The 25,066-nt window shown below is 65.9% G+C and carries 18 protein-coding genes; 9 read left to right on the plus strand and 9 right to left on the minus strand.

From position 1 onward, the window contains the following. Positions 1-27: 27 nt before the first annotated feature. The 3 genes from greB (at position 28) to D7325_RS17735 (ending at position 2,837) form a co-directional block, all read left to right on the plus strand. Entirely contained in the window at positions 28-540 is a 513-nt protein-coding gene (gene greB / locus D7325_RS17725; protein ID WP_120997779.1) for a transcription elongation factor GreB, read from the plus strand. 302 nt (positions 541-842) lie between these two features. Further along, positions 843-1,772, plus strand: coding sequence for a triacylglycerol lipase (locus D7325_RS17730; protein WP_120997780.1), 930 nt, complete (start codon positions 843-845; stop codon positions 1,770-1,772). A gap of 42 nt (positions 1,773-1,814) precedes the next feature. Continuing rightward, positions 1,815-2,837: a lipase secretion chaperone gene (locus D7325_RS17735; protein ID WP_120997781.1), complete on the plus strand. Its 1,023-nt coding sequence runs from the start codon at positions 1,815-1,817 to the stop codon at positions 2,835-2,837. A 2-nt stretch (positions 2,838-2,839) separates the two neighbouring features. Here the strand turns inward: D7325_RS17735 and D7325_RS17740 are convergent, their stop codons facing one another. The 6 genes from D7325_RS17740 to cysM all read right to left on the minus strand — a co-directional run bounded on the left by D7325_RS17740 (position 2,840) and on the right by cysM (position 10,659). Further along, entirely contained in the window at positions 2,840-4,264 is a 1,425-nt protein-coding gene (locus D7325_RS17740; protein ID WP_120997782.1) for an MltF family protein, read from the minus strand. 174 nt (positions 4,265-4,438) lie between these two features. Beyond that, positions 4,439-4,978, minus strand: a complete 540-nt coding sequence (locus D7325_RS17745) for a DUF2058 domain-containing protein (protein ID WP_120997783.1) — start codon at positions 4,976-4,978, stop codon at positions 4,439-4,441. A gap of 118 nt (positions 4,979-5,096) precedes the next feature. Then, a complete protein-coding gene (gene mazG, locus D7325_RS17750; RefSeq protein ID WP_120997784.1) occupies positions 5,097-5,927 on the minus strand; it encodes a nucleoside triphosphate pyrophosphohydrolase in 831 nt (276 codons plus the stop codon). A gap of 83 nt (positions 5,928-6,010) precedes the next feature. Next, on the minus strand, positions 6,011-8,254 hold the full coding sequence (relA, locus tag D7325_RS17755; protein WP_120997785.1) for a GTP diphosphokinase: 2,244 nt from the start codon (positions 8,252-8,254) through the stop codon (positions 6,011-6,013). Positions 8,255-8,347: 93 nt separating this feature from the next. Further along, a complete protein-coding gene (gene rlmD, locus D7325_RS17760; protein WP_120997786.1) occupies positions 8,348-9,703 on the minus strand; it encodes a 23S rRNA (uracil(1939)-C(5))-methyltransferase RlmD in 1,356 nt (451 codons plus the stop codon). Between the two features lie 53 nt (positions 9,704-9,756). Then, positions 9,757-10,659 (minus strand): cysteine synthase CysM, encoded by a 903-nt coding sequence (gene cysM / locus D7325_RS17765; protein ID WP_120997787.1) that lies wholly within the window; start codon positions 10,657-10,659, stop codon positions 9,757-9,759. 198 nt (positions 10,660-10,857) lie between these two features. On the opposite strand from cysM, the gene D7325_RS17770 reads away from it, so the two are divergent. The 3 genes from D7325_RS17770 to D7325_RS17780 all read left to right on the plus strand — a co-directional run bounded on the left by D7325_RS17770 (position 10,858) and on the right by D7325_RS17780 (position 17,616). After that, positions 10,858-13,605: a response regulator gene (locus D7325_RS17770; RefSeq protein ID WP_177431811.1), complete on the plus strand. Its 2,748-nt coding sequence runs from the start codon at positions 10,858-10,860 to the stop codon at positions 13,603-13,605. A 103-nt stretch (positions 13,606-13,708) separates the two neighbouring features. Next, a complete protein-coding gene (locus tag D7325_RS17775; RefSeq protein ID WP_120997788.1) occupies positions 13,709-15,349 on the plus strand; it encodes a VRR-NUC domain-containing protein in 1,641 nt (546 codons plus the stop codon). Next, positions 15,346-17,616, plus strand: a complete 2,271-nt coding sequence (locus tag D7325_RS17780) for an ATP-dependent DNA helicase (protein WP_120997789.1) — start codon at positions 15,346-15,348, stop codon at positions 17,614-17,616. The genes D7325_RS17775 and D7325_RS17780 overlap by 4 nt, the downstream gene beginning before the upstream one ends. An 8-nt stretch (positions 17,617-17,624) precedes the next feature. Here the strand turns inward: D7325_RS17780 and D7325_RS17785 are convergent, their stop codons facing one another. Next, complete coding sequence (locus D7325_RS17785) at positions 17,625-19,670, minus strand: TonB-dependent receptor (protein ID WP_120997790.1); 2,046 nt, start codon at positions 19,668-19,670, stop codon at positions 17,625-17,627. Between the two features lie 229 nt (positions 19,671-19,899). Between D7325_RS17785 and zigA the strand changes: the two genes are divergently transcribed. Together zigA and D7325_RS17795 are read left to right on the plus strand one after the other, a co-directional pair. Next, complete coding sequence (gene zigA, locus D7325_RS17790) at positions 19,900-21,105, plus strand: zinc metallochaperone GTPase ZigA (RefSeq protein WP_120997791.1); 1,206 nt, start codon at positions 19,900-19,902, stop codon at positions 21,103-21,105. A 396-nt stretch (positions 21,106-21,501) separates the two neighbouring features. Beyond that, complete coding sequence (locus D7325_RS17795) at positions 21,502-22,752, plus strand: OprD family porin (protein ID WP_120997792.1); 1,251 nt, start codon at positions 21,502-21,504, stop codon at positions 22,750-22,752. Between the two features lie 88 nt (positions 22,753-22,840). Here the strand turns inward: D7325_RS17795 and rssC are convergent, their stop codons facing one another. Together rssC and rssB are read right to left on the minus strand one after the other, a co-directional pair. Further along, positions 22,841-23,323, minus strand: a complete 483-nt coding sequence (rssC, locus tag D7325_RS17800) for an anti-sigma factor antagonist RssC (RefSeq protein ID WP_120997793.1) — start codon at positions 23,321-23,323, stop codon at positions 22,841-22,843. Beyond that, positions 23,320-24,504: a two-component system response regulator RssB gene (rssB, locus tag D7325_RS17805; protein ID WP_120997794.1), complete on the minus strand. Its 1,185-nt coding sequence runs from the start codon at positions 24,502-24,504 to the stop codon at positions 23,320-23,322. The genes rssC and rssB overlap by 4 nt, the downstream gene beginning before the upstream one ends. Positions 24,505-24,697: 193 nt before the next feature. Between rssB and D7325_RS17810 the strand changes: the two genes are divergently transcribed. Continuing rightward, the gene (locus D7325_RS17810) at positions 24,698-24,997 is read left to right on the plus strand and encodes a PilZ domain-containing protein (protein ID WP_120997795.1); all 300 of its coding nucleotides are present in this window, start codon (positions 24,698-24,700) and stop codon (positions 24,995-24,997) included. Positions 24,998-25,066: the final 69 nt, after the last annotated feature.

The raw sequence follows: 25,066 nt of genomic DNA on the forward strand, positions 1-25,066 counted from the left end.
CCGCGCTTCGTCACCCTGAGGATCGCCATGAGCCGCTATCGCCCGCCCCGTACCGCCGGCACACCGCTGATCACGCCTGAAGGCGAGGCCCGCCTGCGCGCCGAGTTGCACGAGCTCTGGCACGTTCGCCGTCCGCAAGTGACGCAGGCGGTGAGCGAGGCCGCCGCACTTGGCGATCGATCGGAAAACGCCGAATACATCTACGGCAAGAAGATGCTGCGCGAGATCGACAGCCGAGTTCGTTTCCTCACCAAGCGGCTGGAAAAGCTCAAGGTCGTTCGCGAGCACCCAAGCGATCCGGGCAAGGTGTACTTCGGCGCCTGGATCACGCTGGAGGACGAAGCCGGCGAACAGACCCGCTACCGGATCGTCGGTCCTGACGAGCTCGATCTGAAACAGGGGCTGATCAGCATCGATTCGCCGCTGGCCCGCGCACTGGTCGGCAAGCCCCTCGATGCCGAGGTGCTGGTGCAGACGCCCACTGGCACCAGGGCCTGGTACATCGTGGCGATCGAATACCGGGACCAGACCTTCAGTTAGTGACCATTCAGTCACCATCTGGCAGGCATCTTCCACGATTGGGCAGCGATACAAGCGCCAACGTGCCGACTATCACTTTCCGAAACGCTGCGACCGTACCCCTCGGTAACAGGTAACCCGCGGCAGGGTGTTGGCCCGGTTCGTCCCGGCGGCTCGATGAGTCGTTCCAGAGCGCCCCAACGACCGGCATCGCCTATTGGCACGCTTTCTGACAGGCAGCTCGAAGCTGTACGCGCCGGCGATGGCGCGAGGAGTCGGCAAGGGATTGCCTCCCTAACCGTCCTCGACTGAAGGAAGCGTCCATGAAGAAGAACAAGAAACTGCTCGCTCTGTCCCTGTGCAGCCTTGCCCTCGCCACCGGTACGGCGCAGGCCGCCACCGGCTACACCGAGACCCGCTATCCGATCGTGCTCGGCCACGGCATGCTCGGTTTCGACAGCATGCTCGGCATCGACTACTGGTATGGCATTCCGCAAGCCCTGCGCCGGGGCGGCGCGCAGGTCTACGTCACCGAAGTCAGCCAGCTCAACACCTCCGAAGTACGCGGCGAGGAATTGCTCGCGCAGGTCGAGGAAATCGTCGCGATCTCCGGCAAACCCAAGGTCAACCTCATCGGCCACAGCCACGGCGGCCCGACCGTCCGCTACGTCGCCGCCGTGCGGCCGGATCTCGTGGCTTCGGTGACCAGCGTCGGTGCGCCACACAAGGGTTCCGATGTGGCCGACCTGATCCGCCGCATTCCCGAGGGCTCGGCCGAGGAAGCGATCGTCGCCGGGCTGGTCAATGCGATGGGTTCGCTCATCAACTTCCTCTCCGGCAGCCGTAGCAGCACGCCCCAGAATTCGCTGGGCTCGCTGGAATCGCTCAACAGCGAAGGCGCCGCGCGGTTCAATGCGCGCTTCCCGCAAGGTCTCCCGACCAGCGCCTGTGGCGAGGGCGCCTACAAGGTCAATGGCGTGCGGTACTACTCATGGAGCGGCACGAGCCCGATGACCAACCCCCTGGATATCAGCGACGCCCTCACCGGCGCCGGCGCGCTGGCATTCGACGAGGCCAACGATGGATTGGTCGGCCGCTGCAGCTCGCACCTGGGTATGGTGATCCGCGACAACTACCGCATGAATCATCTGGACGAGGTCAACCAGACCTTCGGCCTGACCAGCCTGTTCGAGACCGATCCGGTGACCGTCTACCGCCAGCACGCCAACCGCCTGAAGAACGCAGGTCTGTAAGCGAGCCCGCCAGGGCGGCAACGCCCTGGCTTCGGAGGTCATGTGAAAAAACTCCTGCTGCTTTGCGCGTTCGTCTTCGCCTTCATCGTCGGCATCTGGCTGTTCCAACCGACCGACCCGACGCTTGCCGAGACGACGCCACCACCAACGGCGCGAACCGAGCGCACAGAGGCCACCCGGCCCCGCCCTGCCGCGCCCGAGCGCACCGTGCAGGCACCGGCCAAGGTCGCCGGGCTGCCGCCGTCCTTCCGCGGAACGACGCTCGACGGCGCCCTGCCTGTCGACGCCAACGGCCAGCTCATCGTCTGCCTCGAGGTTCGGCAGCTGTTCGATTACTTCCTCAGCGCCCTTGGCGAAGAATCGTTGCAGGCCAGCGTCGACCGCCTGCGCCGTTACATCACTGGCCAGCTCGAAGCGCCGGCACGCGCGCAGGCGCTGGCGTTGCTGGACGACTACCTCACGTACAAGCGCGCCCTCCTGGACGTGGATCGCGCGCAGCCGCGTGTCGCCGATCTCGCCGCCCTGCGCCAGCGTCACGGGCAGGTGCGTGCGCTGCGCGCCTCGATCTTCAGCGTGGCGGCGCATGAGGCGTTCTTCGGCTTCGAGGAAGCGCGCGATGGCTATGCGCTTCAGCGGCTCGCGATCGTGCACGATACGACGCTGTCCGCGCAGGCCAAGGGCGAGGCGATCGACCGCCTGCGCGCCGGTGTGCCGGATGACGTTCAGTCCAGCCTCGTTCCGCAGTTGCAACAGGAATTGCGCAGTCGCACCGCCCGTCTGCGTGCCGAAGGCGCCACGCCGCAGGCGCTCAGGGCGATGCGTCAGCAACTGGTTGGAGCCCAGGCAACGGCCCGGCTGGAAGCGCTGGATGCGCAACGGCAGGGATGGCAGGGACGCGTCTCGCGCTTCCTGGCCGACAAGGCCCGGCTCGAGCGCACTTCGGGACTGGCCGCGAGCGAGCGGCAGGTCGCGATCGAGCGAATGATGGCCGAACGCTTCAGTCCGCAGGAGCGGCTACGGCTGGCGGGCAGCGTTCAGCTGGCGCAGCGGGATGACGAGGGCTGAACTCAGTTGGACGCGCTGCGGCGGCCGGCTTCGAGCAGGACCCGCTCACGCGCGTAGGCCTGGTAGTACTTGTTCACGCTGTTGACGTAGCTCACCACGCCCATGCCGACCTGCTCCATCGCGACCCGCTCGACCTGGAAGAACCACTGGTCCGGGTTCAAGCCGCGTCGCCGTGCCTCGGCCCGCAGGGTCTGTACCCGTTGCGGTCCCATGTTGTAGGCCGCCAGGACGAATGCCATGCGCTCGCGCTCGTTCAATTTCGGACTGGAAAAGAACTTCCGGCGGATGCTGGCGAGATACCGGGCACTGGCTTCGACGTTGTTCTCCAGCTTCGTTACGTTGCTGACACCCATGCTGCGCGCGGTCGCCGGCGTCACCTGCATCAGACCGACGGCGCCCGAGGCACCGCGGGCGGAGGGATTGAGCGTCGACTCCTTGAAGGCCAGCGCCGCGAGGTTCAGCCAGTCCAGGTCATGCGCGCTGGCATGCCGCTGCAAGGTCGCGCTGACCTTGTCCAGCCGCTGCCGGCCGGTTCGATCGAGCGGCGCCTGGACCTTGTACAGCCGCCTGTAAACCCGCACGAACGCGTCGTCGCGGTTGGCCGGTGCGCGGTAATCCTTCAGGAAGCGGTCGATGCCGGCGCGCAGCATCGGCGCTTTGCGCGCGGTGTACCAGTTCATGTCATCGGGCTCACCGAAGGCGATCCGGGGATCGATCCGCAGCTTCGGCATCACCTTGGCCCAGCGTCTGGCGATGGTTTCCTCGACGACCGTGGCCGGGAAAATGCCGGCCTGCACCATCTCGAGCACATCTTCTACCGCAAGCGTGGGGTCCACCCATTCGATCACCACCGGCGCCTTGTTGCGCGCCAGCAGGTCCCGGTTGATACGGCTCAGCACCGGCCCCGCAGCGCTGCCGGCCGACAACGCAATGCTGCGGCCCGACAGCTGATCGAGCGAACGGTAGGCTGGCCCGCCCTTGCGACCGACCAGCAGCAGGCGCACGTCATCGACCACCGGCCGTCCGCCGACCACATCCTGCTTGCCGCCACGGGGCATGCGCTCGCCGGGCGCAACGAGGTCGCCCTCGCCGCGCCGTAGCGCACCGAGCAACTGGTCCTTGGGCTTGGGAATCAGGCGGAGCCGGATCTGTGGCTTGCCAGGGTCGCGGTTGAGGTATTGCTCGAAGGCACGCAGGCGCGCGTACTCGACGCCAATGGCCTGATCCTTCACTTCGCCGGAGCTGTTGCGGCTCTGGTTGATCAGCACGCGGAGCTCGCCGACGCGCCGGATATCGGCCAGGTCGCGAACCTCCCGCGCTTGCTGGAAGGCCTCCACCGGGCCGACCGCCATGCGTGCCGCCGCCTCGCCGGTAAGGGACACCAGCAGGCAGAAAAGCAGCAGCGTCAGTCGCCGTGCGCAGACCATGTTTGCATTTCGAAAAGCCCCGTTGAAATCGCGGCTGCCGCACCGCAAGCCGCGGAGGGTCTCACACGGCGTGCCCGCCGCCAACCGCCGCCTCGTCCTTCACTTCACAAACAGCTTGCAACCGCTTGATTCATAAGGACAAGAGCAGGCGACCGCCAGTCGGGCAACGCCGTATCACCACATCAGATCGTCCGGCACCTTGTAGGCTGCGTACGGATCGTCGGCATCCGGTTCTTCGGTCTGGGTGTTCAGCAACACGACCCGACGCGGATCGCGCTCCTGGATCTTCACCGCCGCCTCGCGCGGGATGACCTCATAGCCACCGGCGTGACGAACGATGCCCAGCGAGCCGCGCGAGAGCTTGTCGCGCATCATCGCGTTGACCGACAGGCGCTTGACCTTCTTGTCGTCGACGAAGTTGTAGTAGTCCTCGGTCGTCAGCTTGGGCAGCCGGCTGCTTTCGATGAGCTGCTTGATCTGCGCGGTCCGCGCCTTCTGTTCGGCCTTTTCCTGCTGCTGGCGATTGAGCTCACGGTCACGCTCCAGCTTCTCGGCCTGGGCGGCGAGTGCGGCCTGACGCTGGGAGTCGTCCTTCTCGGCCTGGCCCTTGTTCTCCAGACGCTGCTGTTTCTGCTTCTGCTTGGTGGCCTGCTTGGCCTGCTTCTCGTTGACCAACCCAGCCTTGAGGAGCTGGTCACGGAGGGAAAGACTCATGGTTCGGCTCGTCTCGTCGTGATGTGAGGTGGGACCCAGGGCGATCGCTTCATCGACCCGTGCGTGATTGTGGTGGATGTGAAAAGCGACATCCACCCCACGGAGTCGCCAAGGGCCGTCAATCGCAAGAAAGCGGTCGTTCGGATTTTTTCGCCTCGACCCAGAGGGCTTCGAGGGTGTCGAGGTCGCTGTCGGCAATGCCGCGCCCGCTGTCGCGCAGGGCCTGCTCGATGAACCGGAAGCGTCGCTCGAACTTGCGGTTCGCCTGGCGCAGCGCATGCTCGGGATCGACCTTAAGGTGGCGCGCCAGGTTGACGACCACGAACAGCAGATCGCCGACCTCCTCGGCGATGGCCGGCGCGTCGGCCTCGCTCATCGCCTCGAGCACTTCGTCGAGTTCCTCACGCACCTTGTCGACCACCGGCAGGGCATCGGGCCAATCGAAGCCGACGGTGGCCGCCCGCTTTTGCAGCTTGGTCGCCCGGCTGAGCGCCGGCAGCGCCGCAGGCACGTCGTCCAGTAGCGACAGCTGTTCGGGTGCGGCGGCTTTCTCGGCTCGCTCCTCGGCCTTGATCGCCTCCCAGCGCTGCTTGATCTGGGCCTCGGTCAGACGCGGCAGATCGACCGCGCCGTAGAGATCGCCATCGGGAAACACATGGGGATGGCGCCGAACGAGCTTGCGGGTGATGGCATCGACCACCGTGGCGAACTCGAAGCGGCCGTCCTCCTTGCCCAGCTGGCTGTAATAGACGACCTGGAACAACAGATCGCCCAGCTCGCCCGGCAGATGATCGAAATCGCCTTGCTCGATGGCATCCGCCACTTCGTACGCCTCTTCCAGCGTATGCGGGACGATGCTCGCGTAATCCTGCTGCAGATCCCACGGGCAACCGAACTGCGGATCGCGCAGCCGGGCCATCAGGTGCAGAAGATCGGGAAGTTGGTACATGGCGGGTCCTGAGGCTGGAAGCTGGAAGCTGGAAGCTGGAGAGCCTGACACCGAAGCGCTCCAGCTTCCAGCCCGCCGCTGCGTCAACTGGCTCTGTGCCGCCGCGCCTCGATGATGTTCGGCAGCTGCGAAATGCGGCTGAGCAGGCGTCCGAGCGCGTCCAACCCAGGGATCTCGATGGTCAGCGACATTTTTGCCGTGCTGTCTTCCTTGTTCGACCGGGTGTTGACCGAGAGCACGTTGATCCGCTCGTTGACCAGCACCTGCGAGACGTCGCGCAGCAGCCCGGAACGGTCGTAGGCCTTGATGACGATATCGACCGGGTAGGTCTTCTCGGGGATCGGGCCCCAGTTGACCTGGATGATCCGCTCCGGCTCGCGCGACGTCAGTTGCAGCACCGAGGCGCAATCCTGCCGGTGAATGCTGACGCCGCGCCCTTGGGTGATATAGCCGACGATCGGATCGCCCGGCAGCGGCTGGCAGCAGCCGGCCATCGTAGTCAGCAGGTTGCCGACGCCCTGGATCTGGATGTCGCCGCGCTTGCCAGGCCGGCTGGGGCTGGATTTGCGCGGAATCAGTTCAAGCTGGTCGTGATCGCGTTCGGGTTCGACCAGCTGCTGAGCGAGGTGCACCAGGTGCGCAAGCCGCAGGTCGCCGGCTCCGAGCGCGGCGAACATGTCCTCGGCGAGCTTGTGGTTGGCCTTCTCGGCGAGGCGGTCGTAATCGACTGGCGGCAGATCGAGCCGGCCCAGCTCCCGCTCCAGCAGCGCCTTGCCAGCCGCGACGTTCTGATCGCGCGCCTGCAATTTGAACCAGTGGACGATCTTCGCGCGCGCGCGCGAGGTGGTGATGTAGCCGAGGTTCGGGTTCAGCCAGTCGCGGCTCGGCGAGCCCTGCTTGCTGGTGATGATCTCGACCTGCTCGCCCGTCTGCAGGCTGTAGGTCAGCGGCACGATGCGGCCGTTGATCTTAGCGCCACGGCAGTTGTGGCCGATCTCGGTGTGGACGCGGTAGGCGAAGTCCAGCGGCGTCGATCCCTTGGGCAGGTCGATGGCATGGCCGTCAGGGGTGAAGACGTAGACACGGTCCGGCTCGATGTCGACGCGCAACTGATCGGCCAGCCCGCCGATATCCCCGAGCTCTTCGTGCCACTCCAGGACCTGTCTCAGCCAGGAGATCTTCTCTTCGTAGTGGCTGGACGTCGCCTTGACGTCGGTGCCCTTGTAGCGCCAGTGCGCGCAGACACCCAGCTCGGCTTCCTCGTGCATGGCGTGGGTGCGGATCTGCACCTCCAGCACCTTGCCCTCGGGCCCGATGACCGCGGTGTGCAGCGAGCGGTAGCCGTTTTCCTTCGGGTTGGCGATGTAGTCGTCGAACTCCTTGGGAATGTGCCGCCAGAGCGTATGGACGATACCGAGCGCGGTGTAGCAATCGCGCATTTCGGGCACCAGTACGCGCACGGCGCGGACATCGTAGATCTGGCTGAACTGCAGACCCTTGCGCTGCATCTTCCGCCAGATGGAATAGATGTGTTTGGCGCGACCGTCGATATCGGCCTGGACGCCGGTCGCCGCCAGCTCGTCCTTCAGCTGCTGGACGACGTTGGCGATGTACTGCTCGCGGTCGAGCCGCCGCTCGTGCAGCAGCTGCGCGATCTGCTTGTATTGCATCGGCTCGAGGTAGCGGAACGACAGGTCCTCGAGTTCCCACTTGATGTGGCCGATGCCGAGGCGGTGCGCCAGCGGCGCATAGATGTCGAACACTTCGCGGGCGACCCGGTGGCGCTTCTCGTCCCCGGCATTCTTCACGGCGCGGATGGCGCAGGTGCGCTCGGCGAGCTTGAGCAGCGCGACCCGAACGTCGTCGACCATCGCCACCAGCATCTTGCGCAGGTTCTCGACCTGCGCCTGCGAGCCGAGCACCAGCGAGTCGCGCGGGTTGAGGCTGTCGCTGATGGCCGCCATGCGCAGCACGCCTTCGATCAGCTTGGCGACCACCGGGCCGAAGCGCTGGTGCACCTCGGCCAGGGCGATCTTGTCCTCGCGCACGCCCCGATAGAGCACGGCGGCGACCAGCGAATCCTGATCGAGCTTGAGGTCGGCGAGAATCTCCGCGATCTCGAGGCCGGTTCGGTAGCTGCTGGTGCCCTCGCCCCACAGGTTCTTGGCCGCGTTGGCCTGCTGCTCGGCATCGCGGGCGAACTCGCAGGCATCGCGCAGGGCGTCACGATCGAGCGCCGGGTCCATGCCCAGCACATGATCGAGCCACCCCTCCAGATTGATGCTGCCGTCGGTGTTGACTGGCTGGACTGCTCTAACCTGAACCATCTTTACCTTCCCTTCTTCGCAGCGAGTGCGTAACGCCGGCCTCTGCGTGCCGGTCGGTCGTCCAGGCAAGCGCCTGTCACGTCATCGGCGCGCTCACGCCATTCGTTCGAAATAGGCCATCGCCTCGACATGCGCCGTCTGCGGAAACATGTCGAGCACGCCAGCCTGCCGCAGCCTGAACCCCTGTCGTCCAAGCGCGGCGGCATCGCGCGCCAGCGTCGCCGGATTGCAGGAAACATAGACCACGCGACGCGCACCGAGCCGGCTCATCTGCTGCACCAGCTCGAACGCCCCGTCACGCGGCGGATCGAGCAGCACGGCGTCGAAACCGCCGCGCGCCCAGGGCGCATCGGCCAGCGGCTTCGACAGGTCGGCCTGGTAAAAGTGCGCATGGTCCAGCCCGTTACGCTCGGCGTTGCCTGCTGCCCGCTCCACCATGTCCCGCACACCCTCGACACCGATGACCTCGGCACCCTGACGCGCCAGCGGCAGCGCAAAATTGCCGAGTCCGCAAAACAGATCGAGCACCCGCTCGCCCGGCTGCGGCGCAAGCCAATCGAGCGCCTGATCGATCATCGCCTCGTTCACCACCGCGTTGACCTGGACGAAATCGCCCGGCCGCCACGCGAGCGTCAGGTCCCAGCGCTCCAGCCGATAGCCGAGTGGCTGCGCCGGCCCGGCGGGCTCCGGTGCGCCAGCGCCCTGTAGCCAGAGCTGCGCCTGATGGGCGTCGCAAAAGGCCCGCAGGCGCTGGATGTCTTCCGGCGGCAGCGGCGTGACGTGCCTGATCAGAAGGGCCTGCGCCGTTCCACTGAACAACTCCACATGGCCGATCGCGCGGGGGTTGGCCAATGCCCTCAAGGCGTCGGGTAACGCCAACGCCAGGGATTGCAAGGGCTGTACCAGAACGGGGCATTCGGTAAGCGCGACGATGCGCTGGCTGGCCGCGGCACGAAAGCCCACCTCCAGCCGGCCCGCGGCGTCATCCCAGCGAACCGCCAGGCGCGCGCGGCGGCGGTAGCCGAACGCCGGCCCGGTCAGGGGTTCTGCCCAACGCTCGGGCACCAGTTCGGCGAAGCGCTGGAGCTGGTCGGCCAGCGTGCGCTGTTTGAGGGCTAGCTGATCGGCATGCGTCGCATGCTGGAGCGTGCAGCCGCCGCAATCGCGGGCGTGTCGGCATCGCTCTGGCTGACGCGCCGGGCTCGCCTCGATGAGTCGTTCCAGGCGGGCATCGACCACCTGGCTACGCGCGCCCAGCACGCGAACCTCGGCCTGCTCGCCCGGCAGCACGCCCTCGACGAACCAGGTGCGGCCGTCGTGAAAGGCGATGCCCCGCCCGTCGTGGGCGAGGCGCTCGATCGTCAGGGTCTGTTTCTTGCCCGTCGGCACGCCGGGTTTGCGCCCGCCGCCGGCGGGCTGGAAGCGCAGGCTCGGGCTGCGTCTGGCCATCTGGAATAACCTGCTGATACCGCTTGGGAATGGCGGACGGGCCGCCGGTCACGTCACTTCGGTTCGTCGTACACACCGGTGGAGAGGTAACGGTCGCCGCGGTCGCAAATGATCGCGACGATCACCGCGTTCTCCACCTCGCGAGACAGCCGTAGCGCCGCCGCCACCGCGCCGCCCGACGACACGCCGCAGAAGATGCCTTCCTCGCGCGCCAGCCGACGCATCACCTCCTCCGCCTCGGCCTGCGACATGTCGACGATGCGATCGACGCGATCGCGCTGGTAGATCTTCGGCAGGTACGCCTCAGGCCAGCGCCGGATACCGGGGATCGCCGCGCCCTCCATCGGTTGCAGGCCGACGATCTGGATACCGGGATTGCGCTCCTTGAGGTAGCGCGAGACGCCCATGATGGTGCCGGTGGTGCCCATCGAGCTGACGAAATGGGTAATGGTGCCGTGGGTCTGCTGCCAGATTTCCGGGCCGGTGCTGGCGTAGTGCGCCTCGGGGTTGTCGCCGTTGCCGAACTGGTCCAGCACCTTGCCGCGCCCTTCGGCCTGCATCTTCACGGCCAGATCGCGCGCACCTTCCATGCCCTCTTCCTGGCTCACCAGGATCAGCTCGGCGCCGTAGGCGGTCATCGCCGCCTTGCGTTCGGCGCTGGAGTTGTCCGGCATGATCAGCACCATGCGGTAGCCCTTGATCGCCGCCGCCATCGCCAGGGCGATGCCGGTGTTGCCGGAGGTCGCTTCGATCAGCGTGTCGCCGGGTGCGATGTCCCCGCGCGCTTCGGCGCGGGCGATCATCGACAGGGCCGGGCGGTCCTTCACCGAGCCCGCCGGGTTGTTGCCTTCCAGTTTCAACAGCAGGGTGTTGCTCGTCTGGCCGGGAAGTCGTTGCAGGCGAACCAGCGGCGTGTGGCCGACGCAGTCGGCGATGGTGGGGTATGCGGTGGTCATGGCGGGCGTTCCACGGCAGAAAAAAGGCGCACATGATAGCGGCATTCGATGCGAGGCCGCAGCCATCGCGCCGGACGGCAGCCCCGACCGACCTGGCGGTCACGCACGAAGGCATTCGAAGCCGCGCCGCCGCGCACGGGCAGATTCCCGCCAGCCGAGTCGCTACACTAGCGCGCTCTCCAGCGAAGGAACCCCATCGTGCTCAGAGACCTGGGAATCAAAGGCCGTGTGCTCGCGCTCACGCTGCTGCCGTGCATCGTGCTGGCGATCGTGCTGGGCGGCTATTTCACCTGGATGCGGCTGCAGGACATGCGCCTGCAATTGAACGAGCACGGCCGCGTGGTCGCCGAGCAACTCGCCCCCCTGACCGCCCCGGCAATCGCCCAGGGTTATGACAATCGCCTGCAACGCATCCTGGTACAGGTGCTCGATCAGCCCGACGTGCGTGCGGTCACCGTGCTGGACCCGCGCCGCAACCGCCTCGCCCACGCCGGCCCGACCATGCTCACCCCGCCGCCACCGAGCGATCCGGAAGGCCTGACGCTGGTCAACGGCGAGCAGAGCACGCGCATCCTCATGCCGGTCCTGGGCAGGCACCTGAACCTCGCCGAGGACAGCCGCACCAACGATATCCGCCTGCTCGGCTGGCTGGAGCTGGAGCTGTCGCACCAGGCCACGCTGGTACGCGGCTACCGCAATCTGCTGGCCAGCCTCCTGTTGATCGGCGCGAGCCTGATCGTCACGGCCATCCTCGCGCTGCGCATGAGCGGCGCGATCAGCCGGCCGCTCCAGCGCATCAAGCTGGCGGTCGCCCAGCTCAAGGACGGCCATCTGGAAACCCGCCTGCCGCCGCTCGGCAGCCACGAGATGGACGAACTCGGCGCCGGCATCAATCGCATGGCCGAAGCCCTGCTCAGCGCCCGCGAGGAGTTGCAGCAAAGCATCGACCAGGCCACCGAAGACGTCCGCCAGAACCTGGAAACCATCGAGATCCAGAACATCGAGCTGGACCTCGCCCGCAAGGAGGCGCTGGAGGCCAGCCGCATCAAGTCGGAGTTCCTGGCCAACATGAGCCATGAGATCCGCACGCCGCTCAACGGCATCCTCGGCTTCACCCACCTGCTCCAGAAGAGCGACCTGACGCCGCGTCAGCAGGATTACCTGTCGACCATCGAGAAATCCGCCGACAGCCTGCTGTCGATCATCAACGAGATTCTCGACTTCTCGAAGATCGAGGCCGGCAAACTGGTGCTCGACCACATCCCCTTCAACCTGCGCGACCTGATCGAAGACACGCTCACCATCCTGGCGCCGGCGGCGCATGACAAGTCGCTCGAGCTGGTGAGCCTGATCTACCGCGATACCCCGCTGTCGCTGGTCGGCGATCCACTGCGCCTGAAGCAGGTGCTGACCAACCTGATCAGCAACGCCATCAAGTTCACGCACGAAGGTTCGATCGTGGTCCGCGCGATGGTCGAGGACGATCACCCCGACCGCGCGCAGCTACGCATCAGCGTGCAGGACACCGGCATCGGCCTCACCGACATGGACCTTCGCGCGCTGTTCCAGGCCTTCAGCCAGGCGGACAACTCCCTGTCTCGCCAACCCGGCGGTACCGGGCTGGGGCTGGTGATTTCCAAACGGCTGATCGAGCAGATGGGCGGCGAGATCGGCGTCGACAGCATTCCCGACGAAGGCTCCGATTTCTGGATCAGCCTCAACCTGCCCAAAGCACGGGAAGACATCGAGGACATGCCGCGACTGGCGCTGGCCGGCCATCGCGCGGCGCTGTTCGAAGCCCACCCGCTGGCGCGCCAGGCGTTGCTGCACCAGCTCGAGGACTGCGGCCTGGAGGTCGTCACGTTCGACCAGCTCGACCACCTGCACGCCGAGGTCGAGCAGGCTCGCCAGAACGGCAAGCCGTTTACCGTCGCGGTCCTCGGCATCACCTGCGAGGACATCGCGCCCCCTCAGCTCGGCGAGCGAATCCGGGCCTTCGAGCAACTCGGCAGCAAGTCCCTGATGCTGTGCCCGACCACCGAGCTGCCGGCCTATCACGAGGCCTTCCCCGATGCGCATGCGCATATCCAGTCCAAACCGGCCTGCACCCGCAAGCTGGAGCGTGCACTGACCGACCTGGTGATGCCGCAGCGCCCGCTCCAGGAGAGCCTGCCGCCGCCAAGCACCCGTGCGCCGCGCGTGCTGTGCGTCGACGACAACCCGGCGAACCTGCTGCTGGTCAAGACGCTGCTGGGCGACCTCGGTGCCGAGGTGACCGCCGTGGATAACGGCCATGCGGCGATCGAGGCCGTGCAGCAGGCGAGCTTCGACCTGATCTTCATGGACATCCAGATGCCGATCATGGATGGCCGGGAAACCACGGTCGCGATCCGCCGCTGGGAAAGCGAAACCGGCACGCCGCCCACGCCGGTCGTGGCCCTGACCGCCCATGCACTGGCCAACGAGAAGCGCGCCCTGCTGCAAAGCGGCCTCGACGACTACCTCACCAAACCGATCAGCGACCGCCAGCTGTCGCAAGTCGTGCTCAAGTGGACGGGCCTGGCATTGCGCGGTCAGGCGCCCTACCGCCCGGCACCTCCCTCGCCCGAGCCTGTCCTTAGCGTGCTGGATGCCGAAGAGGGCCTGCGTCTGGCCGCCGGCAAGGCCGATCTCGCGGCGGACATGCTGAGCATGCTGCTCGGCTCGCTCGGCGACGACCTGCGCATTATCCGCGACGCGCGCGCCACGGGGGACGTCTCGGCGCTGCTCGAACGCGTCCATCGCCTGCACGGCGCGACTCGCTACTGCGGCGTGCCGCAACTGCGCGCGGCCTGCCAGCGTAGCGAAACCCTGCTCAAGCAGAGTTCGCCGGATGCCGCCGGCGCCCTGGACGACCTCGAGGCGGCGATCGAGCGGCTGCGCGAGCATGCCCGCACGACCGCCTGAGAGGTCCGCCGCACCGATCAATGGCGGTTGCCGGCAACCGTCATTGCTGGATAAATAGCCAGTTCTAAATCGGCGCCTGCCGACCTGACGAACCGGACGTTCGATGCGCCAAGCCCTGGAAAACCCCTTCTATTACCTGGACAACTTCCAGCGCGTGCTCGGCTGGGTGGCCGAGCATCACGGCGACCTGCTGGTCGAATCCGAACAGGCCTTCCTCGATCGCTTCGCTACCCTGCCCGAGCCATCCCGCGCGCTGCTGGTGCGCATGGTCATGCGCAAGGGCGAGCTGTTTCGTACCGGCAAGCTGCGCTACGCCGAAATCGGCTGCCCGCTGCGGGCCAGCGAGCCGCTGATCGAGCAAGGCTGGGTCGACCCCGCGCCATTGCTGACGCTGGAGGAGCTGTTCGGCCTGCTGCGCAAGCATGAACTGGCGCAGAGCCTCGGCGCCCTCGCCTTGCAACATCTGCGCAAGGCCGAGCTGTATGCCCGGCTGAGCGACGCGCACAACGAGCCGCGTGCCTTCGAGCAGTGGTGCCAGGCGCTCGACGAGCGCGTGCTGCGGGTGCGGATCGGCGAGCTGTGCGAGCGGCTGCGGTTGATGTTCTTCGGCAACCTGCGGCAGGACTGGACCGAGTTCGTGCTGGCCGACCTCGGCATCTTCCGCTATGAGCAGGTGCCGTTCTCGCCCGCCTCCCGCGCCTTCGACAGCCGGCGGGAGCTCGATGACTACCTGCATCTGCAGCGGTGCCGCGAGCGTTTCGAAGCCGGCGAGGCCACCGCGTCGGTGTTGGCCGATATTCCTGACAATGCGTTCGACAACCCCTGGCTCGAGACACGGCGCGGCAAGCTGCTGCTGCGTCTGGGCCAGCAACTCGAGCGAGAAGGCGCCCTGCCCGAGGCACTGCGCGTTCATGCGGGCAACGCCTACCCTGGCGCACGCAGCCGGGCAGTGCGCGTGCTGGAACGGCTCGAGCAACCCGAGGCCGCCCTGACGCTCGCCCGGCAGGCGGCTCAGGCCCCGGAGAGCGAGACCGAGGCGCAACAACTGAGCCGGATGATGCCGCGCCTGCAGCGCACGCTGGGCGGCCGGGCCGCGGCGCGCCAGGCCCGCGCGGACGACATCCGCATGGACTTGGTGCTGCCCTATACAGGGGTTTCAGTGGAACATGCGGTTCGCGCACAGCTCGATCGCCCCGGGGCACCCGTTCATTACGTCGAAAACGCGCTGATCAACTCGCTGCTCGGGCTGCTCTGCTGGGAGGCGATCTTCGCGCCGTTGCCGGGCGCCTTCTTCCATCCGTTTCACGCCGCGCCCGCCGACCTCGCCAGCCCGGATTTCGCTGCGCGCCGGTCCGCCTGGCTCGATCCCTGCCTCGATCTGCTCGACACCGGCGCCTACCAGGACTGCATTCGCCGCACCTACGCCGCCAAGTTCGGCATCCAGTCAGCGTTCGTGAGCTGGGGCCTGCTCGACGAGGCATTGCTCGAGCGGGCGCTGGCCTGCCTGCCGGCGGCCCACCTCAAGGCGTTTTTCCGCCGCATCCTGGCCGACGTGCCGACCAACCGCTCCGGCTTGCCGGACCTGATCCAGTTCTTCCCGGCCGAAGGGCGCTACCGGCTGATCGAGGTCAAGGGCCCCGGCGATCGTCTGCAAGACAACCAGAAGCGCTGGCTGGCCTACGCGGCGCAACACGGCATTCCGGTCGCGGTCTGCCATGTGCGTTGGGAAAGCGACGCGGCGTGAGCTATCGCATCGCCGTGCGCGAGCTGTGCGAGTTCACCGCCAAGTGCGGCGACCTCGACCTGCGCTTCGTCCCCTCGCCGACGGCCCAGGAAGGTATCGCCGGCCACGCCACGGTCACCGCGCGCCGCGGGCCGGCGTATGAGCGCGAAGTGACGCTCGAAGGCGAGTACGGCGTGCTGCGCGTACGCGGGCGCGCCGATGGCTACGACGCCGCGGCCAACCGGCTCGAAGAAATCAAGACCTACCGGGGCGATCTCGCCCGCCAGCCGGCCAATCATCGGTCGCTGCACTGGGCGCAGGCACGCATCTATGGCTGGCTGCTGTGCAAGACCCGCGGGCTTTCGCAGATCGAGCTGGCGCTGGTGTATTTCGACATCGTCAGCCAGAAGGAAACCGTGCTGCTCGAAACGCAGCGGGCGGACGAGCTGCAGCGATTCTTCCAGGCGCACTGCGAGCGTTTTCTCGCCTGGGCCGAGCAGGAGCTGACGCATGTCGGCCACCGCGATGCGGCCCTGCGCACGTTGGCCTTTCCCTTCGCCGACTTCCGCATGGGTCAGCGCGAGCTGGCCGAAGCCGTCTACAAGGCCGCCTGTACCGGCACGCAACTGCTCGCGCAGGCGCCGACCGGCATCGGCAAGACGCTGGCGACCCTGTTCCCGCAGCTCAAGGCGATGCCGGGCCAGCAACTGGACAAAGTGTTCTTCCTCGCCGCGAAGACGCCCGGCCGGGGCCTGGCGCTCGAGGCGCTGGAGCGCCTGCGTAACGCCGGCGCCACGCCGCTGCGCACGCTCGAGCTGATCGCCCGCGAAAAAAGCTGCGAGCACCCGGACAAGGCGTGCCACGGCGACTCCTGTCCGCTGGCCGCCGGCTTCTACGATCGCCTGCCGGCCGCGCGCGCCGCGGCGGTCGCTCGCCAACGGCTGGATCGCGCCAGCGTGCGGGAACTGGCGCTCGCACACGCGGTGTGCCCGTACTTTCTCACGCAGGAGCTGGCGCGCTGGGCCGATGTGGTGGTGGGCGACTACAGCTATTACTTCGATACGACCGCCCTGCTCCACGGGCTCACCCAGGCCAATGGCTGGCGTGTCTGTCTGCTGGTGGACGAGGCGCACAACCTGCTCGAGCGCGGCCGCGGCATGTACAGCGCAGCGCTCGATCAGCGCCGCTTCCAGGCGCTGAAGCAGGAAGCGCCGGCGGTCTTGAAAAAGCCGCTGGAGCGGCTGCTGCGGGCCTGGGCCGAGGTGCATCGCGAGCAGGCCGTCGCCTACCGCGTACTGCCCGACTTGCCGAATCGGCTGATCGGCGCCTTGCAGCAGCTGGTCGGGGCGATCAACGATCACCTCGCCGAACAGCCGGAAGGGCTCGATTCCGACTGGCGTACCGCCTATTTCGATGCGATGCAGTTCTGCCGCATCGCCGAGACCTTCGATACCCATTCGCTGATCGACTGCACGCTGCAACCCGCGCGCACCGGGCGCCGGCCCACCTCGCGGCTGTGCCTGCGCAACGTGGTGCCAGGTCCCTTCCTGGCGCCGCGCTTCGCCGTCGCGCGGTCGGCTGTGCTGTTTTCCGCCACGCTCAGCCCACGGGGTTTTTATGCCGACACGCTGGGGCTGGACCGCGGCCATTGGCTGGAGGTGCGTTCGCCGTTCCAGGCCGAGCAGCTCGACGTCCGCGTGGCGCGTCATGTATCGACCCGCTACGCCGACCGCGAGCGTTCGATCGAACCGATCGTCGACCTGATCGCCGGGCAATACCAGCGCCGGCCGGGCAACTATTTGGCCTTCTTCAGCAGCTTCGACTACTTGCTGCAGGTCCAGATGCGGCTGGCCGAGCGCCATCCGCACCTGCCGCACTGGACACAGACCCGCTCGATGGACGAAGCCGCGCGCGAGGCCTTTCTCGCGCGCTTCCAGGCCGCCGGGCAAGGCATCGGGTTCGCGGTGCTGGGCGGCGCCTTCGCCGAGGGCATCGACCTGCCGGGCGACCGGTTGATCGGCGCCTTCGTCGCGACGCTGGGGCTGCCGCAGGTCAATCCGGTGAACGAGCAATTGCGCGATCGGCTGGAGTCGCTGTTCGGCGCCGGCTACGACTACGCCTATCTCTATCCCGGATTGCAGAAGGTCGTGCAGGCCGCCGGGCGGGTGATCCGCACGCCGGATGACCGGGGCGTGGTGCACCTGATCGACGATCGCTTCGCGCAGCCGCGGGTCCGTCGGTTGCTGCCCGGCTGGTGGCGGATCGATATGCACACCGAGCCGGGCTAGCCGCGCCGTCAGAAGGTCAGGCGCGCACCGAGGGTGAGGTTGCGTCCCGGCAACAGCACTTCGTCCTTGATGAAGGACGTGTGCTGGCGGGCCTTCTCATCGAGCAGGTTGTTGCCCTTGAGGTAGAGCTGGTAGTCGGTGCGCCCCCATTGGCCGTGATACGCAAGGCCGGCCGAGAGCATGTCGTAGCCGGCGGTTTCGGTTTCATAGGCGGCGACGTCGTCCTGGCGATCGACACGGTAGTACTCGAGCTGGCCATCCAGGCTGGCCGTCAGGCGCTGGTCCATACGCACGCCGAGCCGGTCGGCGGGAATGCGCGGCAAGTCACCACCATCACGCAGCTCGCCGCGTACGTGATCGCCGAACAGGGTCACGGCCGTCGCCTCGGTGGCCTGGTATCGCACCTCGGCTTCGGCGCCGGTCAGCACCGCGTCGGCCTGGCGGTACTGGATTTCGCGATAGCCGCCACCCACGTCATGCCCGGTATCGGCCGCGTGGATGTAGTCGTCGACCCAGTTGCGGAACAGGCTGAAGGTGAATGTGGTACGGCCGGCGAACTTGCGCACGGTGAGCTCGGCGTTGTGAGCGGTTTCCTCGTCGAGGTCCGGGTCGCCCAGCTCGACGGTGCGGGTCGCCGCGTGCGGGCCGTTGGCGTAGAGCTCTTCGGCGGTCGGCAGGCGCTGCGAACGGGTCAGCGACAGACCCAGCGAGTACGACGGCGCGAAAGTCCAGACGGTGCCGAGCGCGATCGAGTTGCCACGGTGGCGGCTGTCCGGCGCGCCGCTGGCGTCGATGTCCTGCCATTCGTGGCGCAGGCCGAACTCATGGCGCCAGTCGCCGGCGGTGTATTGCTCGAGCAGGAACAGGCCATGATTGCGGGTCAGCGTCGGCGGCACATAAGCCTCTTCGCCCAGCGCCTCGAAGTCGCGGCGCAGCGTTTGCCCGCCGACAACCCCGCGCCAGCCGAACAGCGGTGCGTGGGTCAGTTCGAGTCGGGCGTCGGTCGCCTGGCTGTCGAAGCGGGTGCCGACCTCGTCGCCTTCGATTTCCTCATGCTGGTAGTCGCTGTGGCCAACCCGCAGCCTGGCCCGTTCGAACCCAGGCAAGGGGTCGCTCAGCTCGCCGCGCAGGTCCCAGCGTTTGCGCTGCATGTCGATGTAGGGCACGCCGGCGTGCTCGTCGTGCTCGTGTTCGTCGCCATGCTCGTCTTCTTCATGCTCATGCTCGTCATGGCCGGCGCAATGCCAATCGGCCGGACCGTGCGTGTGGCAATCGGCGTGCTCATGGGCCAGCAGGCCGTAGCGATTGTTCTGCTCGCCAAACGCCAGCCCCAGGTAGCCACGCTCGCCGATGAAACTGGCGCCGAGGTTGTAGCTGTCGGTGTCGTTGTAGGAGCCAGCCTGCTCGTCCGGCGAACCGGGGATTTCATAGGCGTCCGCGTTGCGCTTCACGCCCTCGGCACGCACGGCGAACTGACCGGCGCCGGCGGTGATGCCGAACACCCCGGCCGTCTCGTCGGCAACGGTATTGCCGCGCAATTCCAGTTCACCGTCGTAGCCATCGACCGGTACGTAGGTCGGCACCTTGCGGTCGACCACGTTCACCACGCCGCCGATCGCGCCGCCGCCGTAGAGCAAGGTCGCCGGCCCCTTGAGCACCTCGATGCGCTCGGCCAGCAAGGGCTCGAGGGTAATGGCGTGATCCGGGCTGATGGTCGAGGCATCCAGCACATCGACGCCATCGCTCAGGACCTTGACCCGCGCGCCGGACTGCCCGCGGATGACCGGCTGCCCTACGCCCGCGCCGAAGCCCGCCGAGCGCACACCAGGCAGGCTGTCCAGCGTCTCGCCAAGGGTCGCCTCGCGTCGCAGTACCAGCTCATCGCCTTCAAGCACCTCCGCTGGCGTGTTCATACGGTGTCGCGGGTTATCCAGCGCACTGGCGCTGATGACGGTTTCCTCCAGCTCGACGGGATCGACAGGTGCCTGGGCCCAGGCCAGCGGCGACAGCGCCAACGAAACGGCGAACGTTAGAGGGTGGGGTTTGCATTGCATGAGGGTGTCTCCACACCAGTGCCAGCCGAATGCCGGCGAGCGGACGATCAGAGGCGCGCGCTCGAGCGCCCCGTGTAGACGTGCGCAGCCGAAGCCACGGACGGTTGCGATGAAGGTCAAATGTTATGTTATAACGACAATTAACCGCAACCTGGCAAGCGCCATGTCCGCACGACCGTTCGCAAGGCCAGGCACTGCAAAGAGCGCCGCCATCTCCAGAGGAACCATCATGAGTGACCGATTGCCCGTGACCGTCCTGTCCGGCTTTCTCGGCGCCGGCAAGAGCACCCTGCTCAACCACTTGCTGCGCAACCGGGAAAACCGCCGAATCGCCGTGATCGTCAACGACATGAGCGAAATCAACATTGATGCCCGCGAGGTGCAGCGCGACGTGACGCTCAACCGAGGCGAGGAGCGACTCATCGAAATGAGCAACGGCTGCATCTGCTGCACGCTGCGTGAGGACCTGCTCGAAGCGGTCAGCCGACTCGCGCGGGAGGGCCGCTTCGACTACCTGCTCATCGAGTCGACAGGCATTTCCGAGCCGCTGCCGGTCGCCGAGACATTCACCTTCCGGGACGAACTGGGCCACAGCCTGTCGGACCTGGCGCGACTCGATACGCTGGTGACGGTAGTCGATGGGGTGAACTTCCTGCGCGACTTTCACGAAGCGCCGGATCTGGCCAGCCGTGCCGAGCCGATCGAGGCGGACGACGAGCGCTCGGTCACCGACCTTCTGATCGAGCAGGTCGAATTCGCCGATGTGCTGCTGATCAGCAAGATCGATCTCATCAGCCAGGCCGAGCGCAACGAGCTGGAGGCCATTCTGCGCCGGCTCAATACGCATGCCCGTATTCATGCCATGCACATGGGTGCTGTTCCGCTCGATCTGTTGCTCGACACCGGGCTATTCGATTTCCAGCGGGCCGCGCAGGCACCGGGCTGGTTGAAAGAACTACGAGGAGAACACCAGCCCGAGACCCTCGAGTACGGCATCGCCTCTACCGCCTACCGGGCACGGCGGCCTTTTCACCCACAACGTTTTCACGACTTCCTCAACCGCGATTGGCGTAATGGGCGGCTGCTACGTTCCAAAGGGTACTTCTGGCTGGCCAGCCGCCCGCATCAGGTCGGGAGCTGGTCGCAGGCTGGCGGACTGATGCGTCATGGTTATGCGGGTCTCTGGTGGCGCCATGTACCGCGAGAGCACTGGCCGCAGGACGAAGAAAGCCGGCGGGTCATTCTTGCCCAATGGCACGACGAGACCGGCGATTGCCGACAGGAGCTGGTATTCATCGGCCAGAACGTCGACTTCGATCGGCTGGTCTTGGAGCTCGATGCCTGTCTGCTGACGGACAGCGAGTACCACCGCGGCGCAGAGGGCTGGCTCGCACTGCCCGACCCGTTCGCCCCCTGGACGGAAGAAGCCAGCTGATCGCAAGGCCGGGCTGTCGCATCGACGACAGAGGTCATCATTCGTCCGACCACATTTTGGGATTAAAAGCAGATATCGCTGTTTCTGCCATCAGGGTGGGCCACCGAAAACAACCGCTATCCGATTGGTCAATAGCTGGACCACTAGCCACGGCGCCTGCGGCAGCTAGCGAAATCAGCTGCCTCCGCGCGTTCTTTAGCCGAAGGTAGGGATCGGCATGCGTTGACAAAGCGAAGACGTTGCCCATAATCGCCAATGTCGTATGACGACCGATAACAAAAACCCATCAGCTGTTGCCGACCGGAACCTGGCAAGCAGCCGGTGAACACAACCTGCCTCGACGCCGTTATAGGGCAGACGTCTCTAGCGGCCGATCCGAAAGGGAGTAGAACAACAATGACCCTACGCAAGCCACTCGCCAATGCCATCATGCTGGGCAGCCTCGGGCTCTCGCTGGGACTGCCGGCTACCGCACTGGCACAAGAAGGCTTCGTCGATGGTGCGAAGGTTGGCCTCAACCTGCGCAACTTCTACATCAACCGCGACCTGCTCGATGACGCCAACCCGCAGAATCGCGCCGAGGAATGGACCCAGAGCTTCATTCTCAACGTCCAGTCCGGCTACACGCCCGGCCCGGTCGGCTTCGGCGTCGATGCCATCGGCATGCTGGCGATCAAGCTCGACGGCGGCAACGGCACCGACGGCACCGGCCTGCTGCCGCGTACCGCCGAAGGCCCGCGTGACGATTTCGGCCGCGTCGCCGTAGCCGCCAAGGCCAAGTTCTCCGAGACCGAACTGAAAGTCGGCGAGATGATGCCCGTCCTGCCGATCCTGCGCGCCGACGACGGCCGCTCGCTGCCGCAGACCTTCCAGGGCGGCATGGTCACCTCGCGCGAAATCAGCGGCCTGACCCTGTACGGCGGCCAGTTCCGTCAGAACAGCCCGCGCGACGATGCGAGCATGGAGGACATGAGCTACGCCGGCGGCGAGTCCGATCGCTTCAACTTCCTCGGCGGCGAGTACGCCTTCAACGACAAGCAGACCACCGTTGGCCTGTGGACCGCTGAACTGAAGGACGTCTACGAGCAGCAATACGCCCAGTTCCTGCATGTGCAGCCGCTCGGCGAAGACCTGGCCCTGACCGCCAACCTCGGCTACTTCCAGGGCGAAGACGAGGGCAGCGCGCTGGCCGGCGAGCTGGACAACAAGACCTACTCCGGTCTGTTCGGCCTCAAGTTCGGCGGCAACACCCTCTACGTCGGCCTGCAGAAAGTCAGTGGCGACACCGGCTGGATGCGCGTCAACGGCACCAGCGGCGGCTCGCTGGCCAACGACAGCTTCAACAACAGCTACGACAACCCCGGCGAGCGGTCCTGGCAGCTGCGCCATGACTACAACTTCGCCGCGATGGGCGTACCGGGCCTGACGCTGATGAACCGCTACATCAGCGGCGACAACATCGAGGTGGGTGCAATCGACGATGGCGAAGAGTGGGGCCGCGAAACCGAGCTGGCCTACACCGTCCAGAGCGGCCCGGCGAAGAACCTCAACGTGAAGTGGCGCAACTCCAGCTTCCGCTCCGAGGTCAACGCCCGCGACCTGGACGAGAATCGCATCATCATCAACTACCCGATCTCGATTCTGTAAACCGCAACTTGCTCCGCTCCTGATGTGACACCTTCAGCCCGCCCATTCGGCGGGCTTTTTTTCGCGAGCAGAACAGAGCAGGCAGCCGTCAGCTGCGTTCCAGTGCACTGACCAGGTCGTGGAAGGCTTCGCGATTGGATTCGTTGAGGCTCATGAGGATGCGGTGCGCTTCGAGCACCTTAGACTTGACCACTTCTTCGGATTGGTCCTGTACCGGGAGATCCGACAGGCAGTCCGGACAGGGCAAGGGTTCATCGATGATGTTGAACACCTGATCGAACCCCATCGATGACAGCAGGCGGGTGATGTCCGGGTGGGTGGTCACCACCGTGGGCAAAAGGCCGACCTTCTGCCGGGACAGGATGGAAAGCTTTGCGAGCAAGCCGAGCGTGGTGCTGTCGATGCTGCGCGATTCGGTCAGGTCGATGACGATCGACGAGAAATTGAGCGCCGAGAAGATCTTCTCGATGGTTGCATCGAGCGCGGAACACAGCGTCAGACGAATCTCGCCAACGAATTTCAGGACAAAGGTACCGTCCAGTTCGGCGAACTGGATCTTACCAGTACTCATGCAAGGTTCCTGCTCAACACCAGCAAGGCGATATCGTCCGGCATTTCCGCCAACTCGGCCAACCCAAACACTTTGCGTAACCCATTCAGCGACCCACCGGCCGTTTCGACCATCTCGGGCAACACACGCTCCTTGTCTTTGAGCGTGTCGCCGGGCAAAAGGTCCAGAATGCCATCGGACAACAGCGTCAGGCTGAACGATGGCGGCAACTCCATCTGGTAATCCTCATACTCGGCCTCGACGAACAGACCGACGGGCAAACCGCGCCCCTGCAGATAGCGCGCCTTGCCGTCTGTATACAGCACCGGTAGCGGCAAATGCCCACCGATGGCGTAATGCAGCAGGTTGCGTTCCTGATCGATGACGCCGCCAAGCATGGTGACGTGCTTGCCCAGCTTGCAGTTGATCAGCCCGCGATTGATGTGGCCGAGCACTTCCGACGGCTTGAACTCCGGCAACGCGCCCTGACGGCGCGATTCGTACAGCAGGCGTGTCGTCATGAACTTCAACAGCACGGTGACGAACGCCGACGACGCCCCGTGACCCGACACATCCGCCAGGTAGAAAACGACCCTGCGTTCATCGACGCGGAAGTAGTCGACGAAGTCGCCCGACAGATACAGCGAGGGAATGATCTGGTGCGAAAACTGGAAATCATCCGCCGACCAGGGAGTGACCGGCAGCATGTTCATCTGGACCTGCCGGCCGGCGTTCTGGTCTTCCTGGAGCAGGTTGAGGCTGGCTTGGAGGTCGCGGTTGGCATCTTCGAGCTGTTGCCGGTAGCGCCGATTCTCCAATCGAAGACGTGATCGATCGAGGGCACGATGAACCGAGTGCTCAAGGACCGCGAGGTCTTCGAGCGGCTTGATCAGGTAATCGGCGGCGCCGAGCCGCAGCGCCTCGACGGCATCGCTCATGACGCCCGCTCCGGACACCACGATGACCGGCAGGTCGGCCTGCCGCTCGGTGACCAGCCGGATCAGTTCGAGGCCATCCATCTGCGGCATGCGCAGATCGCAGATGATCAGGTCAGGATGATGCGCATCGAACAATTCGAGTCCCTGCGCGCCACCCGCGGCCTGGAGGACATTGAAACCGCTGTCCTCCAGATAAGCTGCCAGGCTGGCTCGAACCTCGTCGTCATCATCGATGATCAGCAGCGTGGCGATTGGGTTGTGCATGTTCCTACCGGCCAGTGCGCCAGGACGATTAAAAGCTACCCGCAACGCAGGCGTTCCCAGGTTCGTTCAAGGCGCAGACGGTACTCCCATACGTTCGGTGTTTCAAGCGTGCGCCAGCGCACGCCGCGCGCCTTTACAGCCTGGAGACGGCGACGCTATAAGGTCGAAACCGACCGAAAAAGCGAGCGCTCCGATGAGCCAGCAAAACCGTGATTACAGTGAAAAACGCGACTTCATCCGCATGCAAGTGGAAGCCGGCATGACCATCGTGCAAGGCGATACCCGCATCGAGGCCACGTGCCTGGATTTGTCCAGCACCGGCATGCAGGCCAAGGCTTCGTCACACCTACAGGTCGGTGACCGCGTGCGCATTCTCATCCCGTCCGAGCATCCCTCGCTCAAGGGCCTCGAAGCCGAGGCCAACGTGGTGCGGGTAACGCCACTGGCCGATGGTTCCCAGCAACTGGGACTGGCGTTCGTCACGCTGAGCTGAGCGCCGGCATCGCGGGACCGTGTGAAGACCACTGCGCTCGCCAGGTTTCACACGGTCTGATCGACGGGC

It is taken from the genome of Stutzerimonas urumqiensis, assembly GCF_003640395.1.
Taxonomy (GTDB): Bacteria; Pseudomonadota; Gammaproteobacteria; order Pseudomonadales; family Pseudomonadaceae; genus Stutzerimonas; species Stutzerimonas urumqiensis.